17 protein-coding genes are annotated in these 15,851 nt (G+C 63.4%); 5 read left to right on the top strand and 12 right to left on the bottom strand.

Translation table 11 applies throughout. From position 1 onward, the window contains the following. Positions 1–182: 182 nt before the first annotated feature. From LB564_RS18360 to LB564_RS18340, 5 genes are read right to left on the bottom strand one after another with little or no spacing between them, the layout of a single operon-like run. Positions 183–1,154 (bottom strand): ABC transporter substrate-binding protein, encoded by a 972-nt coding sequence (locus LB564_RS18360; RefSeq protein WP_127260347.1) that lies wholly within the window; start codon positions 1,152–1,154, stop codon positions 183–185. 40 nt (positions 1,155–1,194) lie between these two features. Further along, a complete protein-coding gene (locus LB564_RS18355) occupies positions 1,195–2,349 on the bottom strand; it encodes an ABC transporter permease (protein ID WP_224539860.1) in 1,155 nt (384 codons plus the stop codon). After that, positions 2,346–3,224 (bottom strand): ABC transporter permease, encoded by an 879-nt coding sequence (locus LB564_RS18350; protein ID WP_224539857.1) that lies wholly within the window; start codon positions 3,222–3,224, stop codon positions 2,346–2,348. Before LB564_RS18350 ends, LB564_RS18355 begins: the two co-directional genes overlap by 4 nt. Further along, positions 3,224–3,739, bottom strand: a complete 516-nt coding sequence (locus LB564_RS18345; protein WP_224540197.1) for an endonuclease domain-containing protein — start codon at positions 3,737–3,739, stop codon at positions 3,224–3,226. Before LB564_RS18345 ends, LB564_RS18350 begins: the two co-directional genes overlap by 1 nt. After that, positions 3,732–4,523, bottom strand: a complete 792-nt coding sequence (locus tag LB564_RS18340; RefSeq protein WP_224539854.1) for an ABC transporter ATP-binding protein — start codon at positions 4,521–4,523, stop codon at positions 3,732–3,734. The genes LB564_RS18345 and LB564_RS18340 overlap by 8 nt, the downstream gene beginning before the upstream one ends. A gap of 127 nt (positions 4,524–4,650) precedes the next feature. Between LB564_RS18340 and LB564_RS18335 the strand changes: the two genes are divergently transcribed. After that, positions 4,651–5,055, top strand: coding sequence for a cupin domain-containing protein (locus LB564_RS18335; RefSeq protein WP_140701963.1), 405 nt, complete (start codon positions 4,651–4,653; stop codon positions 5,053–5,055). Positions 5,056–5,078: 23 nt separating this feature from the next. On the opposite strand, the gene LB564_RS18330 is transcribed toward LB564_RS18335, so the two are convergent. The 3 genes from LB564_RS18330 to LB564_RS18320 all read right to left on the bottom strand — a co-directional run bounded on the left by LB564_RS18330 (position 5,079) and on the right by LB564_RS18320 (position 8,225). Further along, a complete protein-coding gene (locus LB564_RS18330; RefSeq protein WP_224539852.1) occupies positions 5,079–5,456 on the bottom strand; it encodes a hypothetical protein in 378 nt (125 codons plus the stop codon). 2 nt (positions 5,457–5,458) lie between these two features. After that, complete coding sequence (gene hydA, locus LB564_RS18325; protein ID WP_140701965.1) at positions 5,459–6,910, bottom strand: dihydropyrimidinase; 1,452 nt, start codon at positions 6,908–6,910, stop codon at positions 5,459–5,461. A 64-nt stretch (positions 6,911–6,974) separates the two neighbouring features. Further along, complete coding sequence (locus LB564_RS18320; protein ID WP_224539850.1) at positions 6,975–8,225, bottom strand: Zn-dependent hydrolase; 1,251 nt, start codon at positions 8,223–8,225, stop codon at positions 6,975–6,977. Between the two features lie 121 nt (positions 8,226–8,346). On the opposite strand from LB564_RS18320, the gene LB564_RS18315 reads away from it, so the two are divergent. After that, positions 8,347–8,985: a TetR/AcrR family transcriptional regulator gene (locus LB564_RS18315; protein WP_140701967.1), complete on the top strand. Its 639-nt coding sequence runs from the start codon at positions 8,347–8,349 to the stop codon at positions 8,983–8,985. 104 nt (positions 8,986–9,089) lie between these two features. Here the strand turns inward: LB564_RS18315 and LB564_RS18310 are convergent, their stop codons facing one another. Next, positions 9,090–10,418 (bottom strand): aspartate aminotransferase family protein, encoded by a 1,329-nt coding sequence (locus LB564_RS18310; RefSeq protein WP_140701968.1) that lies wholly within the window; start codon positions 10,416–10,418, stop codon positions 9,090–9,092. Between the two features lie 226 nt (positions 10,419–10,644). Between LB564_RS18310 and LB564_RS18305 the strand changes: the two genes are divergently transcribed. Further along, positions 10,645–11,280: a TetR family transcriptional regulator C-terminal domain-containing protein gene (locus LB564_RS18305; protein WP_224539848.1), complete on the top strand. Its 636-nt coding sequence runs from the start codon at positions 10,645–10,647 to the stop codon at positions 11,278–11,280. A 105-nt stretch (positions 11,281–11,385) separates the two neighbouring features. Here the strand turns inward: LB564_RS18305 and LB564_RS18300 are convergent, their stop codons facing one another. Further along, the gene (locus tag LB564_RS18300; RefSeq protein ID WP_224539846.1) at positions 11,386–12,273 is read right to left on the bottom strand and encodes a helix-turn-helix transcriptional regulator; all 888 of its coding nucleotides are present in this window, start codon (positions 12,271–12,273) and stop codon (positions 11,386–11,388) included. A 102-nt stretch (positions 12,274–12,375) separates the two neighbouring features. Here LB564_RS18300 and LB564_RS18295 point away from each other — a divergent pair, with 102 nt between their 5' ends. Further along, positions 12,376–13,206 carry an SDR family NAD(P)-dependent oxidoreductase gene (locus tag LB564_RS18295; protein ID WP_224539845.1) on the top strand — a complete coding sequence of 277 codons (831 nt, stop codon included), beginning with the start codon at positions 12,376–12,378 and terminating at the stop codon, positions 13,204–13,206. After that, positions 13,206–13,928, top strand: coding sequence for an SDR family oxidoreductase (locus LB564_RS18290; protein ID WP_224539843.1), 723 nt, complete (start codon positions 13,206–13,208; stop codon positions 13,926–13,928). The genes LB564_RS18295 and LB564_RS18290 overlap by 1 nt, the downstream gene beginning before the upstream one ends. 135 nt (positions 13,929–14,063) lie before the next feature. On the opposite strand, the gene LB564_RS18285 is transcribed toward LB564_RS18290, so the two are convergent. Together LB564_RS18285 and LB564_RS18280 are read right to left on the bottom strand one after the other, a co-directional pair. Then, entirely contained in the window at positions 14,064–14,522 is a 459-nt protein-coding gene (locus tag LB564_RS18285) for a carboxymuconolactone decarboxylase family protein (protein ID WP_224539841.1), read from the bottom strand. A 29-nt stretch (positions 14,523–14,551) separates the two neighbouring features. After that, the gene (locus LB564_RS18280; protein ID WP_224539839.1) at positions 14,552–15,070 is read right to left on the bottom strand and encodes an RrF2 family transcriptional regulator; all 519 of its coding nucleotides are present in this window, start codon (positions 15,068–15,070) and stop codon (positions 14,552–14,554) included. Positions 15,071–15,851: the final 781 nt, after the last annotated feature.

The raw sequence follows: 15,851 nt of genomic DNA, 5'->3' as shown, positions 1-15,851 counted from the left end.
TCCGATTGGATGAAGCATCCGTCGCGGCTCCCCGACGCGCGTATGCTCCAATGCAACGGCTGGAGGGAGCAATGTATCCCCGCACACGGCTTTGTGATCGGAGCGTATGAAAAAGGGGCGGTCGCCCGCCCCTTTGATGTCAGCCCAAATCTCAGGCGCTATGGTCGCGCCTGTCCGGTGCCTTACTTGACAGCCTTGTCGGTGATCGCGGTCGTATAGGCGCCGGTCGGCTCCTTGGTGATGATCTTCTGGTCGAGCAGCGCCTTGGCGGTACGCTCGTAGGTCGCCGGGTCGAGCTTGCCGTCGGCATTGTCGATCAGCTTGGCGACTTCGCTCATCATGCGCTTCTGGTGGTTCTCGTCCTGGCCGCCGCCGTCCATGACGATGCCGGCTGCCTCGTCATTGTTGTCGATGGCGTATTTCCAGCCCTTCATCGAAGCGCGCACGAACCGCACCATCTTGTCCTCGAAGGCCGGGTCCTTGAGTTTGTCTTCCGAGGCATAGAGGCCGTCCTCGAGCAGGTCGTTGCCCATCGCCGAGTAATTGAAGACGGTGAGCTGTTCCGGCTTGTAGCCGGCGTCGATCAGCTGCCAGTACTCGTTATAGGTCATGACCGAGATGCAGTCGGCCTGCTTCTGGATCAGCGGCTGCACGTCGAAACTCTGCTTCAGAACCGTGACGCCGTCCGGGCCGCCTTCGGTCTTGAGGCCAAGCTTGTTCATCCAGGCGTAGAACGGATATTCATTGCCGAAGAACCAGACGCCCAGCGTATGGCCCTTGAAGTCGGCTTCGGTCTTGATCGGGCCGTCCTTCGGGCAGACCAGCTCCATGCCGGCCTTCTTGAACGGCTGGGCGATGTTGACCAGCGGCACGCCCTTTTCGCGCGCGGCGAGCGCGCCGCCCATCCAGTCGACGATGACGTCGGCGCCGCCGCCGGCGATCACCTGCTCGGGCGCGATATCGGGTCCACCCGGCTTGATATCGACGTCGAGACCTTCGGCGTCATAGAAACCCTTTGCCTTGGCGACATAGTAGCCGGCAAACTGGGCCTGCGTGACCCATTTCAGTTGCAAGGTCACCTTGTCGGCGGCCATTGCCTGGAACGCGGCCAGCGACATCGCGCCGGCCAGAACTGGAATAATAAGTCTTTTCATTTTTTTACCCTCTGAAGTTAGTGCCCTAAACCCACCGCCCCTATCCACCACGGACAGAGGGATGCCAAAACGTGACGGCCCTTTCGACAAGGGCGACCACGCCATAAAAGACCGAACCCGCAAGTGCTGCAACTGCGATTTCGGCCCAGACCATATCGATGTTCATCCGCCCGACCTCGGTCGAAATGCGGAATCCCATGCCCACGACCGGCGTGCCGAAGAACTCGGCGACGATGGCGCCGATCAGCGCCAGCGTCGAGTTGATCTTCAGCGCGTTGAAGATGAAGGGGGCGGCGGCCGGAAGCCGCAGCTTGATCAGCGTCGGCCAGTAACCCGACGCGTAGGTGCGCATCAGGTCGCGCTCCATATGGCCGGAAGCGGCAAGCCCGGCGACCGTGTTCACCAGCATCGGGAAGAAGGTCATGATGATGACCACCGCCGCCTTGGACTGCCAGTCGAAGCCAAACCACATGACCATGATTGGGGCCACGCCAATGATCGGCAGCGCTGAGACCATGTTGCCGATCGGCAAGAGCCCGCGCCGCAGGAACGGCACGCGGTCGGCGAGGATCGCGGTGATGAAGCCGGCGCCGCTGCCCACGACATAGCCGAAAAGCACCGCCTTGAAGATGGTTTGCCGGACATCGGCGCCGAGCACCGGCAGCGAACTGGCGATGCGCGCGCCGATCGCGCTCGGCGGCGGCAGCAGGATGAAAGGAATGCCTGCGCCCCGCGTCACCGCTTCCCAGATGATCAGGATCCAGGCGCCGAAGATAGCGGGGATGATCAGCCGCAGAGTGGTCCGCGCCCAGCTTGCCGGCGGCCGCAATCCCGAAAGCACCGCAACGCAACGCCAGCCAAGCAGCCAGGCAGCCGTGAGCAGAAGGAAGTACGGCGCCAGTGCGGTGCCCTCGAACCCTGTGATGCCCGATATCAGCAGCCAGGCGACGAGATGGGCGCCGATGAACAGAACCACGGCCTCCGCGACCGATGGAATCCTGACCATCGAGATCAGCGCCGCGACCACGGCAAGGCCGAGCATCAAGCCCTTCGTCCCCAGATAGGGATAGTCGATGCTTGCCGTCGGGTCGGCAAGCGCTGCCGCTTCCGGCTTCGACATGGCGCCAAGCGCGACCGCGATCAGGCACAGCGCAATGGCAATCACCGCTTGCCAGGACGGTTTCAGCCAATTCATGCCGGCCTCCCGCCCATAGCGCGGTCGACGAGGCGCCCGGCAATGCCGACCACCATGACCAGCAGCGCCGCCACGATCGAACCCGCGACCAGCGCCGACCAGATGTCGATCGACTGGCTGTAATAAGCGCCGGCCAGAAGCTTGGCGCCGATACCAGCGACCGCGCCTGTCGGCAGCTCGCCGACGATGGCGCCGACCAGGCTTGCCGCCACCGCCACCTTCATCGAGGTGAACAGGAACGGCACCGAGGCCGGCACGCGCAATTTCCAGAAGGTTTGCGTGCGGCTGGCATTGTAGGTGTGCATCAGGTCGAGATGCATGATCTCGGGCGAGCGCAGGCCCTTCACCATGCCGACCGTCACCGGGAAGAACGACAGATAGGTCGAGATCATCGCCTTCGGGATCAGCCCCGTGATGCCGACCGCCGCCAGCACGACGATGATCATCGGCGCAACCGCCAGGATTGGAATGGTCTGCGAGGCGATGATCCACGGCATCAGGCTGCGGTCGAGCGTCGCCACATGGACGATGCCGACGGCAATGACTATGCCGAGCGCGGTGCCGAAGGCAAAGCCGAGCAGCGTCGAGGACAGCGTCACCCAGGCGTTGTAGACGAGGCTGCGGTTCGAATTGATGGGCCGCAGAAAGGTGTTCTCGAAGAAATTCACCGCCACCTGGTGCGGTGCCGGCAGCGTCGGCTTCGGCTGCGCCAGCGTCTTGCCGATCAATTCGCTGAATGTGGAGGTTTCATTGGCCCGCCGGTCGAGATCGCGCTGGAACGGCGTGTTGAGGATGACGGCGAACACGTACCAGAGAATGATGACGCCAGCGAGGATGGAGATGACGGGGACGAGCTTGTCACGGAAGGTGTCCATCAGCGCTCCCCTCCTCCTCTCCCCGTTGGGGAGAGGGTGGCCGGAGCGAAGCGAAGGCCGGGTGAGGGTGAGTGTATCTGCCCCTCAAGCACAGCCAGAATCGTATCCAAGACCGCACGCCGCTCGGCGAGAACCTCTTGGTTCCAGAACCGAAGAACAGAGTAGCCGTTGCGATTCAGCCAAGTTGTTCTGCTTTCATCGGTCAGGGACTCGGCATGCTGGCTGCCATCGATTTCAACGATCAAGCTCTTCTCGCGGCAGAGAAAATCGGCGAAGAACGGCCCAAGTGGCACTTGCCTTACGAACTTGTAGCCGTTGAGGTGACGGCCCCGTAACTCGCCCCAAAGCCGATATTCGGCCTTTGTCTCGTCAAACCGCAGCTCTCGGGCACGAGCGGTTGCCCCGGCCTTCCTCTTGGTTGGATGCGTCGGCGACGCCCCCTCACCCGGCCGCTTCGCGGCCACCCTCTCCCCGGAGGGGAGAGGAGGAACTTCGTCCTGCCCCCCCTCAATCATCATAGCTATGCCCTGCCCTCAAGCCATCGCGCACCCTGGCCGCGATCGCCAAAAACTCCGGCGTCTCGCGGATATCGAGCGGGCGCTCCTTCGGCAGCGTCGATACGATGATGTCGCTGACCCGGCCCGGCCTGGGCGACATGACGACGATGCGCGTCGACAGATAGACCGCCTCCGGAATCGAGTGGGTGACGAAGCAGATGGTCTTGTTGGTGCGCCCCCACAATTGCAGCAACTGTTCGTTGAGGTGGTCGCGCACGATCTCGTCCAGAGCGCCGAACGGCTCGTCCATCAACAGCAGGTCGGCGTCGAAAGCCAGCGCCCGGGCGATCGAGGCGCGCTGCTGCATGCCGCCGGAAAGCTGCCAGGGATATTTCTTCTCGAAACCGCTGAGGTTGACGAGGTCGAGCGTGCGCTTGATGCGCTCCGCCTGCTCGGCCCTCGACAGGCCCATGATTTCCAAAGGCAGCCCGACATTGCGCTCGATGGTGCGCCAGGGAAACAGGGCGGCGGCCTGGAAGACATAGCCATAGGCGCGTTTCTCGCGCGCCTGTTCCGGCGTCATGCCATTGACCGAGATCGTCCCCGAAGTCGGCTTCTCTAGATCGGCGATGACGCGCAGCAGCGTGGTCTTGCCGCAGCCGGACGGCCCGATGAAGGAGACAAACTCCCCCTTGCCGATGGTCAGGTCGACATTGGACAGCGCCTGCACCGGCCCGTCATTGGTCTGGAAGGTGAGGCCAAGCTTGCTTGCCGAAACGACGGCTGGCGACGATCCCGTCATCGGTTGCTGCTCGCCTTCCGCCGCCACCGGGGCGCGGGCTGGAATCCGATTGCTTTTATCGCGATGTTGTTTTCCACTCGCCCTGTCCCATTGGCTTTGTTCTATTTCGACGCCCGGAGTTTCCCCGATGTCGCCCAAACCCACTTGTCATCTTATCCGCCCTGGCAGCACCTATGAAGGCAAGCAGGGGTTGACCTATCTGGCCGGCATCGCGACCGAAACGGTCGGCTCATCCGGCATCTGCATGCACGTGCTGACCATGCCGCCCGGCGCCCGCGCCAAGGCGCATCTGCACGAGAACCACGAGACGGCGATCTACGTGCTCTCCGGCGAAGTCCATACCTGGTATGGCGACCGGCTCGAACACCACATCGTCGTCAAGGCGGGCGACCTCTTCTACATCCCGGCTGGCGTGCCGCATCTGCCGGCCAATCTCAGCAACGCCCCCTCTTCCGCCGTCATTGCCCGCACCGATCCCAACGAGCAGGAAAGCGTCGTCCTGCTGCCGGAACTGGATGCGCTGGTCGCCTGACACCGGCGCGGGGATTGTCGCCATCATTTGCACCGGGAAACTTCACCCATCACATTGCCGTCCTCGTCGACGACAGACAGTTTCTTGGCGTTCCTGGCGCTGCGTTTGATGGTGAAGGTGGCCGGCGACTTGCCGTCCTCACCTTCGGCTTCGCACTCGGCCTTGATCGTCAACGAGCCATCGGCCTCAGCCTTGGTCTCGGTGAAAGTGCAGGCGCTGGCCGCCGTGATCAGTTCCTTGTCGGTCAGAAGCAGCATCTGATCGGCGGCGACTTCCTGGCCGTTCTTGTTGATGCAGCCATATTTGTCGCCATAAGGCTTGCTGAGGTCGATCGCCGCTGCCGACGCCTGCCCGGCGATCATCACCGCCGCCGCAGCCAGAGCGAGAAAAACAGCCCGCATGGTCAAACCCCCGTCGCGGGAATGCCAGTCCGCTCGACCTTGCGCGGCGCGGTGATCTCTTTCCACGTCGACAGCGCCCGGTTGACCGCCGCGTTCGGCTCGCGTCCGACGAACTCACCGTGGCCGGGCTTGGCCTTCACCTCGGCTTCCTCGATCGACAGTTCGCCGCGCGAGAAGACGAAGCGCGGCAGGCCGGTCACCTCGACGCCTTCGAATACGTTGTAGTCGATGACGGACTGCTGCTTCTTCGAAGAAATCGTCTTCTTCCGCTTCGGATCCCAGACGATGATGTCGGCATCCGCGCCTTCCACGATCGCGCCCTTCCTCGGATACATGTTGAGGATCTTGGCGATGTTGGTCGAGGTCACGGCGACGAACTCGTTCATCGTCAGCCGGCCGGTGTTGACCCCTCTGGTCCACAGCACCGGCAGGCGATCCTCGAGGCCGCCGGTGCCGTTGGGGATCTTGGTGAAGTTGCCGACGCCGAAACGCTTCTGCTCCGTCGTAAAGGCGCAATGGTCGGTCGCCACCACCTGCAACGAACCCGCCTGCAGGCCGGCCCACAGCGAATCCTGGTGCAGCTTGTTGCGGAAAGGCGGGCTCATCACGCGACGCGCCGCATGGTCCCAGTCCTTGTCGAAATATTCGCTCTCGTCCAGCGTCAGGTGCTGGATCAGCGGTTCGCCGAACACGCGCATGCCTTTCTGGCGGGCGCGGCGGATCGCTTCGTGGCTCTGCTCGCAGGAGACATGCACGACATAGAGCGGTACGCCGGCCATGTCGGCGATCATGATGGCGCGGTTGGTCGCCTCGCCCTCCACTTCCGGTGGGCGCGAATAGGCATGGCCCTCGGGGCCGTTGTTGCCGGCGGCGAGCAGCTTCTGCGAGAGTGCGGCGACCACGTCGCCATTCTCGGCATGCACCAGCGGCAAGGCGCCAAGGTCGGCGCAGCGCTGGAACGACGCGTACATCTCGTCGTCGTCGACCATCAGCGCGCCCTTATAGGCCATGAAGTGCTTGAACGAGGTGATGCCTTTGTCGACCACCGTGGCCATCTCGTCGAACACCTGCTTGCCCCACCAGGTGATCGCCATGTGGAAGGAGTAGTCGCAGGCAGCCTTGGAAGTCTTGTTGTCCCACATCTGCAGAGCTTCGAGCAGTGACTGCTGCGGCGCCGGCAGGCAGAAATCGACCACCATGGTGGTGCCACCGGCAAGGGCAGCCCGCGTGCCGGATTCGAAATCATCGGCCGAATAGGTACCCATGAACGGCATTTCGAGATGGGTATGGGGATCGATGCCGCCCGGCATCACATAGCAGCCGGTGGCGTCGTACTCATGGTCGCCATGCAGGTCCGGGCCGATGGCGACGATCTTGCCGTGGCTGAACAGCACATCGGCCTTCCACGTGCGGTCGGCGGTGACGACGGTGCCGTTCTTGATGACTTTGGTCATTTGCCTGTTCCCTGTTCTCTTCGCGCTTCTTGGTGAGCGGCGTTTGGAAGTTGGATCTCTAAGTTCACTCCACGATGACGGCCGTCTCCACCACCGCGTGGAACAGAACGTCGGCGCCGGCCGAAGCCCATTCCTTGGTGATCTCTTCCGCTTCGTTGTGGCTCAATCCATCGACGCAGGGGCACATCACCATGGCGGTGGGCGCGACGCGGTTGATCCAGCAGGCGTCGTGGCCGGCGCCCGAGACGATGTTGCGGTGCGTGTAACCGAGCCGTTCGGCGGCATCGCGGATTGCCTTGACGCAGTCCTTGTCGAAGGTGACCGGATCGAAATGGCCGACCTGCTCTATATCGTATTGGATGTCGAGCGCGTCGCAGATCGTGTCGATGCCTTCGCGGATGCGGCCATCCATGGCGTCGAGCACTTCCTTCTCCGGCGAGCGGATGTCGATGGTGAAGACGGTGCGCCCGGCGATGATGTTGCGCGAGTTCGGATAGACTTCCATGTGGCCGACCGCGCCGACAGCGTCGGGCTGGTAGTCCATGGCGATCTCGTGCACCAGTTCGATCACGCGCGCCATGCCGAGGCCGGCGTTGCGGCGCTTGGGCATCGGCGTCGAGCCGGTATGCGCCTCCCTGCCGGTAAGCGTCACCTGCAACCATTTCAGGCCCTGGCCATGGGTGACGACGCCGATGTCGATGTCTTCGTCCTCGAGGATCGGGCCTTGCTCGATATGCAGTTCGAAGAAGGCGTGGATCTTGCGGTCGCCGACCTTCTCGGTGCCCTTCCAGCCGATACGCTCCAGTTCCTCGCCGAATTTCTTGCCGTTCTTGTCCGTGTGCTCGTAGACGTCGGCCTGGTCGAGCACGCCGGCGAACACACCGGAGGCCATCATCGCCGGTGCGAAGCGGGAGCCTTCCTCATTCGTCCAGTTGGTGACGACGATCGGATGCTTGGTCTTGATGCCGAGATCGTTGAGCGAGCGCACGATCTCCAGGCCGCCGAGAACGCCGAGAACGCCATCATACTTGCCGCCGGTCGGCTGCGTATCGAGATGGCTGCCGACATAGACCGGCGGCAGGCTGGGGTCGGCGCCTTCGCGACGGGCAAACATGGTGCCCATTTCGTCGACGCCCATTTCGAGCCCGGCCGCATCGCACCAGCGTTTGAAAAGATGCCGGCCCTCGCCGTCCTCGTCGGTCACAGTCTGGCGATTGTTGCCGCCGGCAATGCCGGGGCCGATCTTCGCCATCTCCATCAGCGAATCCCACAAGCGGTCTGAATTGATTCGCAGATTTTCGCCGGGTGCGGCCATCTCAAGTTCCCATCTACACCAGGAGTCTTGTCGCCCCTTGAGTGATTTGCAGCCTGACCGTATGGTCAGCTTTCAGACTACACAACCTGACCAAGCGGTCAACTAGAATCTTGGGGAAAACATGGCCGAACCCACCCGCCCCACGCGGCGCCAGGACATCCGGCGGGAGAATGAAAAAACCATTCTCGTCGCCGCCGAGAAGGTGTTCGCGGAGGCTGGCTTCGGCGGCGCCACGATGCAGTTGATCGCCGATCTGGCGGATCTGCCAAAGGCAAATCTCCACTATTATTTCGCCACCAAGGAGGAACTCTACCGGTCCGTCGTCCAGAACATCTTCGAAATCTGGCTGCAGGCGGCCAATTGCTTCGACGCGGCGCGCGGGCCCATAGACGGCATCAGCGCCTATATCGACGCCAAGATGGAAATATCGCGCCGCCATCCGGACGGCTCGAAGGTCTGGGCTTCCGAAGTGATGCACGGGGCGCCGGTGCTCCAGGACTATATGGAATCGACACTGCGCGAATGGACCGATGGCCGCGTCGAGATCATCCGGCGTTGGATCGAGGAAGGCAAGATGGACCCAGTGGACCCGCGCCATCTGCTCTACATGCTCTGGGCCGCGACCCAGCACTACGCCGATTTCGGCCACCAGATCGAGACGCTCAATGGCGGCAAGCCGCTGTCCGACCGGCAATGGCGGGAAGCCAAGGACAATATCAAGCGGGTGATCCTGACCGGGATCGGCGCGCGGTCGGTCTGACTGATCGCCCCGTTGCGGAAAAGGTCAGGGCCGGCGCGGTATCGCGCCGACCAGTTGCTTTCACGGCCCCCTCCTCTTCGTTGGAGGGTGGCCGCATAGGGGTCTCAGTCGATCGACCGCAGCACTTCACGCACATGGTCGATCAGTTCGTTGATCTGACCCTTGGTGATGATCAGCGGCGGCGACAGCGCGATGATGTCGCCGGTGGTGCGGATCAGCGCGCCGCGCTCGAACGCCTTGACGAAAGCCGAGAAGGCCCGCTTGGTCGGGCTGCCGGCGATCGGCGCCAGCTCGATCGCGCCGATCAGGCCGATGTTCCTGATGTCGATGACATGCGGCTCGCCCTTCAGCGAATGCAGCGCGTCTTCCCAATAGGGCGCCAGTTCCTCGCCGCGCGTCAGCAGGCCCTCTTCCTTATAGGTGTCGAGGGTTCCGAGTGCGGCGGCACAAGCGATCGGATTGCCCGAATAGGTGTAGCCGTGGAAGAACTCGATCATGTGCTCGGGGCCGGTCATGAACGCGTCATGGATTTCCTTCTTCACGAACACCGCGCCCATCGGGATGACGCCGTTGGAGACGCCCTTGGCGGTGGTCATGATGTCGGGTGTGACGCCGAAATAATCGGCCGCGAACGGCGCGCCGAGGCGGCCGAAACCGGTGATGACCTCGTCGAAGATCAGCAGGATGCCGTGCTTGGTGCAGATCTCGCGCAGCTTCTCGAGATAGCCCTTCGGCGGCAGGATGACGCCGGTGGAGCCGGCGACCGGCTCGACGATCACGGCGGCGATGGTCGAGGCGTCATGCAGGGCGACGATGCGCTCCAGCTCGTTGGCGAGTTCCGCGCCATATTCCGGCACGCCCCTGGAGAAGGCGTTCTTCTCCGGCAGATGCGTGTGCGGCATATGGTCGACGCCGCCGAGCAGCGTGCCGAACATCTTGCGGTTGGTGACGATGCCGCCGACCGAGATGCCGCCGAAATTGACGCCGTGATAGCCGCGCTCGCGGCCGATCAGGCGGGTGCGCGAGCCCTCGCCCTTCACGCGGTGATAGGCGATTGCCATCTTCAGTGCCGTCTCGACCGATTCCGAACCGGAATTGGTGAAGAACACATGGTCCATGCCCTTTGGCGCGAGATCGACCAGACGGTTGGCCAGTTCGAACACGATCGGGTGGCCCATCTGGAAGGCCGGGGCGTAATCGAGTTCGGCGGCCTGGTGCTGGATCGCCTCGGTGATCTTCGGGCGGCAGTGGCCGGCATTGACGCACCACAGACCGGCGGTGCCGTCCAGCACCTTGCGGCCGTCGCTGGTGGTGTAGTGCATGTCCTTGGCGGACACGAACATGCGCGGCGCCTGCTTGAACTGCCGGTTTGCCGTGAACGGCATCCAGAATGCGCTGAGATCGTTCGGCGTGACTTTCAGCCGGTTGGACATGACCAGGACTTCCCCTTGTAATCTGTTTCGGTGCGCCCAACGCTTGGTCTTTGCCGCGTTTTCATGCTACGCAAATTTTTGACCGATTGGACAAACGTTAGCACCGCCCTGTCGGCGGTCAAGGATTACTAGCGGAAATGCGGCACCTGAAGTGCGTTCCACAGCTTGGGGAAAAACTGGTCCAGAGAATTGGTCCAGATGACCGTCAACGGCGGAGTCCGCAACCGTGAACAGCGGCACGGAAGCCCCTCGCCGCACCCGCATTCAGCAGGAAAAGCGCGAACTCATCCTGGAGGCGGCGCTTGAGGTGTTTTCCACTCACGGTTTCCGTGGCTCGACCATCGACCAGATCGCCGAGGCGGCCGGCATGTCGAAGCCGAACCTGCTCTACTATTTCCGCCGCAAGGAAGACATTCACGAGACCTTGATGGAACGGCTGCTCGAGACCTGGCTGGCGCCGCTCAGGGAACTCGACGATATCGGCGATCCGATGACCGAGCTCAGGAGCTACATCAGGCGCAAGCTGGAAATGGCCCGCGATTTCCCGCGCGAGAGCCGGCTGTTCGCCAACGAGATCCTGCAGGGGGCACCGCGCATCATGCCGCTGCTGGCGGGCGAACTGAAGACGCTGGTCGACGAGAAGGCCGCGGTCATCAAGGGCTGGATGCGCGCCGGCAAGATCGCCAGGACCGATCCCTGGCACCTGATCTTCTCGATCTGGGCGACCACCCAGCACTATGCCGATTTCGATGTCCAGGTCCGCGCCGTGCTGGGGCCGAACCGCGGCGGCGACGGCCGCTTCGAGGACGCAGCAAGGTTCCTGGAACAGTTGTTCCTCGATGGGCTGAAGCCGAAGGGCTAGCGTCTCGTCCTTTCGTCATCCTATGGCGGAGCAAGGAGCGAAGCGACGCGGCGCAGACCATAGGATGACGAAGCCCGGGGGGCTTCGCCGCGGACCGCACCGTCGTCAGGCACTGCGCCGCTCCGCCGGCAGCGCGTCGAGCAAGGTCCGCAGCTTGGCGATCGAGTTCTGCTCAGCGAGCGGCGTGTAGACGATCAGCCGCATGTCCGAGCCGTCGTCGATCGACAGGCTCATATGCTCGAAGGCCATCAAGCCTGCCTTGGGATGCCGGACGTGCTTGATGCCGGTCAGCCTGCGCGCCACGTCGCGCCGGGGCCACCAGTCACGGAACTCGGGACTCGAGTTAATCATCAGGGCGATCAGCCGTTCGAAATCCGGATCGCCGACATATTTGGCGCTTTCGGCACGAAACGAAGCGAGCACCACGCGAGCGAGTTCTTCCCAGTCGACCAGCAGGCGGCGATGGTGCGGGCTGGTGAACACCATGTGGACGATGTTTCTGGCATCGCCGTCCAGCAGGCCATAGTCGCCGAACACCGCCACGGCCGCGTCATTCCAGGCAAGAACATCCCAACGCCGGCCGACCACTTGGGCCGGCTGCAGCACGAGGCTTTGCAGCATATGCAACAGCGTGGCGTCCACCTTCTCGGGCGCCGCCACACGGCGCTCGGGCTGCTGGCGGCCAGCGAGGATGAACAGATGCCGCTTCTCGACGGCATCGAGCCGCAACGCCTCGCAGAGCGCCGAAAGCACTTCCACCGAGGGCCTGACATCCCTGCCCTGTTCCAGCCAGGTGTACCAGGTGGTGCCGACACCGGCGATCATCGCCACCTCCTCGCGCCGCAGGCCGGGCGTTCGCCGTCGCGGACCTGTCGCGATGCCGGTGGCCGATGGCGTTAGCCTTTCCCGGCGCGAGCGCAGGAAGGCGCCGAGTTCACGCCGGCGGCTCTCGTCGGCTGAGTGGGCCGGAGCAGCAGAGATGGAAGCGTTCATGCGGCTATTATAGCAGTATTGATACCAGGATAAAGTTTGAACTGTTTGAGACCGGCCAGACACTCCATCTTGCGTTCGGAGCAGCAACAGGAGGCTCTGAACATGGAATTGAAAGACAAGACCATCCTCATCACCGGATCGACCGACGGCGTCGGCCGGGTCGTGGCACAAAGGCTGGGTGCCGCCGGCGCACGGGTGCTGGTGCATGGCCGCGACGCCACGCGCGGCAAGGCCGTTATCGCCACCATCGAAGCCGACGGCGGCAAGGCCGAGTTTCTCGCGGCCGATCTCGCGTCGCTGGCCGAGGTGCGACGCGTCGCCGAGGCCGTGCGCGCCAGGACGAGCAGCCTCGACATCCTCATCAACAATGCCGGCGTCGGTACGGCTGGCGACAAGCGGCAGACAAGCGCCGACGGCCACGAACTGCGCTTTGCCGTCAACTATCTCGCCGGCTTCCTGCTGACCTCGGAGCTTCTGCCGCTGCTCAGGGACAGCGCCCCGGCGCGCATCGTCAATGTCGCGTCCGCCGGCCAGCAGGCGATCGATTTCGGTGACGTCATGCTGACCCACGGCTATAGCGGCGTGCGCGCCTACTGCCAGAGCAAGCTGGCGCAGATCCTGTTCACCGTCGATCTGGCTGAACAGTTGAAAGACACCGGCGTCACCGTCAATGCGTTGCATCCGGCGAGCTACATGGACACCACCATGGTCCGGCAGGCCGGCGTGACACCCTGGAGTTCGGTGGAGACCGGCGCCGACGCCATCGTCAACCTCGCCACCTCGTCCGCGCTCGAAGGCCGCAGCGGCCTCTATTTCGACGGTCTGCGGGAATCCCGCGCCGACGCCCAGGCCTACGACGCCGGGGCCAGACAGAAATTGCGAAGCCTGAGCCTCGACCTCGTCGGGCTGGCTCAAACCAAGGAACAGCATTGATGACCAGCAGAACCGAACACACAGTCATCATCGGCGGCTCGTCCGGCATCGGCCTGGCGACGGCGAGGAAACTACTCGGCCCGGGCATGAAGGTGACCATCACCGGGCGCAACCAGGACAAACTCGTCGGCGCCTGGAAAAGCCTTGGCGGAGCCGCCGACAAGGCCGCCTTCGACGCTTCAAAACCGGAGGAGGTGCGCCAGTTCTTCGAGCGCCTCGGCCCGCTCGACCACCTCGTTCTGGCGGCGAGCGGCGGCAAGGGCCTCGGACCGTTCGAGACCCTCGACCTTGCCGACATCGCTGGCGGCGTCGACGAAAAAGTGCGGCCGCAACTGTCCTGCCTGCAGGCCGCCTTGCCGACGCTCAACAAATCCGGATCGGTCACCTTCATCTCGGCGGTGTCGGCTCAGGTCACCATGCCCGGTGTCGCCGGTATCGGTGCCGTCAACGGCATGCTGCTGACCGTGACGCCGATCTTGGCTGTCGAGCTGAAGCCGCTGCGCGTCAACGTCGTGGCGCCCGGCGTCATCGACACGCCGTGGTGGGATTTTCTTCCCGAGGAGCAGCGGCGGGCGGTGTTCGCCGAATACGCCGGCAAGACGCCGGTCGGCAGGATCGGCCGCGCCGAGGACGTCGCCTCCGCGATTGCCTTCCTCGTCTCCAACGGCTTCATGACCGGCCAGGTGCTGACCTGCGACGGCGGCCTGCGGTTCGCGGCGTGAACGGAGCAACAGACGGCCGAGAAACAGCAAGGTCGAGGGCAAATCGGCAGGCGTCAAACGCGCCCCCTGACAACACATGGCTGAAAAAGTAGGAGCGCCACCTCCGCGATGGCGCTCCCGGATATGCCGGAATGGTCAGGCCGCCTTGGCGGCCGGCATCGGATGGATGGCGTGGAACGAGATGCAAAGCCGGTTCCAAGTGTTGATCATGCCAACCGCGACGGACAGCTTGACCAGTTCTTCTTCTGAGAAATGCTCAAGCGTGCGCGCATAGAGCTCGTCCGACACGCCGTTGTCGGCGACCAGCGTGACCGCCTCCGTCCAGGCCAGCGCGGCGCGTTCACGCTCGGAAAACAGCGGCGATTCTTTCCAGGCCGAAACCAGATAGAGCCGCTGCTCGGTTTCGCCGTCGCGCCTCGCCTCGCGGCTGTGCATCTCGACGCAGAAGGAACAGCCATTGATCTGCGAGGCCCTGAGCTTGATCAGGTGCAGCAAGCCCGCCTCCAGACCGCATTCATCGACCGCCTTGTTGAGCGCCGAGACGGCCTTCATGATTTCGGGCGCCTTGGCGAAGAATTGCATTCTCTGTTTCATCGTCTTGTCCTTTCACATCGTCGGGAGGGTTAGGTTTGGTCGATCGAACCGGATTTCTGCCGCCGCTGGTGGCGCTCGACAAAGGCGCAGCTCGCGGCGCGCGAGCGGGGGTCGCCTTCCGCCGCGTACTCGGCCACGATCTCGGATAGCTTCACTTCGGCGAGTGCTGCCCGATAGGCGCGCTCCGCCCTCAGCATCGCGGCATTGATGCCGCAGGGTTTGACATAGGCCGAGGCATCGATCTTGACTGGACCATTGCGGCGGATCTCGCCGCAGCGAAACGCTGGCTCGCGCCCCTCGATGGCCAGCACGATGTCGAGCAGGGTAATGCGTTCCGCCGCCCGTGCCAGCCGGTAGCCGCCCGCCGGCCCCGGCACAGATTCCAGGATGCGCGCTGCCGTCAGCATGTTGAGATGCTTCAAGAGATAGCTCGGCGACAGGCCGAAGGATTCCGCCAGCGCCGCGCCCGGCATGGTGCTGTTGCCCTCCACGCTCGCCAGCGTCGCCGCGCAATGGATGGCCGCCTCAACGCCCTCACCCAGCTTCATGGTGATGATCTCCGTTCATGGATATGTTTTATCGTGGATATCTTTTATCTGCAATAGGAAAATGCAGCGTCCTGCTTCAGAAACGAGAATACGTTGATGATTGGCGAAATGGGCGAGAACAGCGTCTTTCTCCCCGTCACTATACCTATCGCGTTCACACATCTCGGTTGCGCGGCGCATTGAAGCTCGATTCCTTACTGGGATTGATTCGATGGAGATGTGGCATGTCAGGGATAGAGTACGGGCTGGGGCGATTTGGCGATCGCCGCCTGCAAAAAGGGGGGCCTGCTTGCATGCAAGACTGGTCGCGCGTCCTGGCTCGTGCATTCGGCGGCTGGGTGGCGAGCGTGCGAGAGAGATGCGGTTCAGACGTTTTCTGCACAACAGCTCGGTGACGGCGGTAGAGATGTCGCAGCATGCCGGGGAGCTGACTGCGCAGCGTGTGGCGGGCCGGCATGTGATTGCGATGCAGGACACCTCGGAACTGATATTGGGTTCGCGGCGGTCGCGGCCAGGCTATGGCGCGGTGAGCAAGGGCAATACAGCTGGCCTTCTGCTGCATCCGGCTTGCGGTGGAGGCTGGCACGGGGGCGCTGCTGGGCCTGGCTTGCATGCAGGTTTGGAACCGCGGCACGGAAGAGGTGACGCCGCGGCGTCAGCGGGCGACGGCGGACAAGGAGTCGCGGCGCTGGATCGACGGCACCGAGCAAGCCGGCAAGGTTCTGGCTACGGCCGCCAGCATCACCATGGTGTCGGACCGCGAGAGCGACTTCTACGAGCT

Origin of the sequence: Mesorhizobium sp. ES1-6, assembly GCF_020164775.1 — a bacterium.
In the GTDB taxonomy this organism is placed as follows: Bacteria; Pseudomonadota; Alphaproteobacteria; order Rhizobiales; family Rhizobiaceae; genus Mesorhizobium.
Note: the sequence above shows the minus strand (reverse complement) of the source record. Positions and strands in the feature narration are given on the sequence as shown.

Bases quoted from the DNA above. Each gene is read 5' to 3' on its own strand.
- LB564_RS18310 (WP_140701968.1), bottom strand. From the start codon at position 10,418: ATGTCCAACCGGCTGAAAGTCACGCCGAACGATCTCAGCGCATTCTGG.
- LB564_RS18300 (WP_224539846.1), bottom strand. From the start codon at position 12,273: ATGAACGCTTCCATCTCTGCTGCTCCGGCCCACTCAGCCGACGAGAGC.
- LB564_RS18355 (WP_224539860.1), bottom strand. From the start codon at position 2,349: ATGAATTGGCTGAAACCGTCCTGGCAAGCGGTGATTGCCATTGCGCTG.
- LB564_RS18315 (WP_140701967.1), top strand. From the start codon at position 8,347: ATGGCCGAACCCACCCGCCCCACGCGGCGCCAGGACATCCGGCGGGAG.
- LB564_RS18340 (WP_224539854.1), bottom strand. From the start codon at position 4,523: ATGACGGGATCGTCGCCAGCCGTCGTTTCGGCAAGCAAGCTTGGCCTC.
- LB564_RS18350 (WP_224539857.1), bottom strand. From the start codon at position 3,224: ATGGACACCTTCCGTGACAAGCTCGTCCCCGTCATCTCCATCCTCGCT.
- hydA (WP_140701965.1), bottom strand. From the start codon at position 6,910: ATGACCAAAGTCATCAAGAACGGCACCGTCGTCACCGCCGACCGCACG.
- LB564_RS18330 (WP_224539852.1), bottom strand. From the start codon at position 5,456: ATGCGGGCTGTTTTTCTCGCTCTGGCTGCGGCGGCGGTGATGATCGCC.
- LB564_RS18290 (WP_224539843.1), top strand. From the start codon at position 13,206: ATGACCAGCAGAACCGAACACACAGTCATCATCGGCGGCTCGTCCGGC.
- LB564_RS18285 (WP_224539841.1), bottom strand. From the start codon at position 14,522: ATGAAACAGAGAATGCAATTCTTCGCCAAGGCGCCCGAAATCATGAAG.
- LB564_RS18295 (WP_224539845.1), top strand. From the start codon at position 12,376: ATGGAATTGAAAGACAAGACCATCCTCATCACCGGATCGACCGACGGC.
- LB564_RS18280 (WP_224539839.1), bottom strand. From the start codon at position 15,070: ATGAAGCTGGGTGAGGGCGTTGAGGCGGCCATCCATTGCGCGGCGACG.
- LB564_RS18335 (WP_140701963.1), top strand. From the start codon at position 4,651: ATGTCGCCCAAACCCACTTGTCATCTTATCCGCCCTGGCAGCACCTAT.
- LB564_RS18360 (WP_127260347.1), bottom strand. From the start codon at position 1,154: ATGAAAAGACTTATTATTCCAGTTCTGGCCGGCGCGATGTCGCTGGCC.
- LB564_RS18320 (WP_224539850.1), bottom strand. From the start codon at position 8,225: ATGGCCGCACCCGGCGAAAATCTGCGAATCAATTCAGACCGCTTGTGG.
- LB564_RS18345 (WP_224540197.1), bottom strand. From the start codon at position 3,739: ATGATTGAGGGGGGGCAGGACGAAGTTCCTCCTCTCCCCTCCGGGGAG.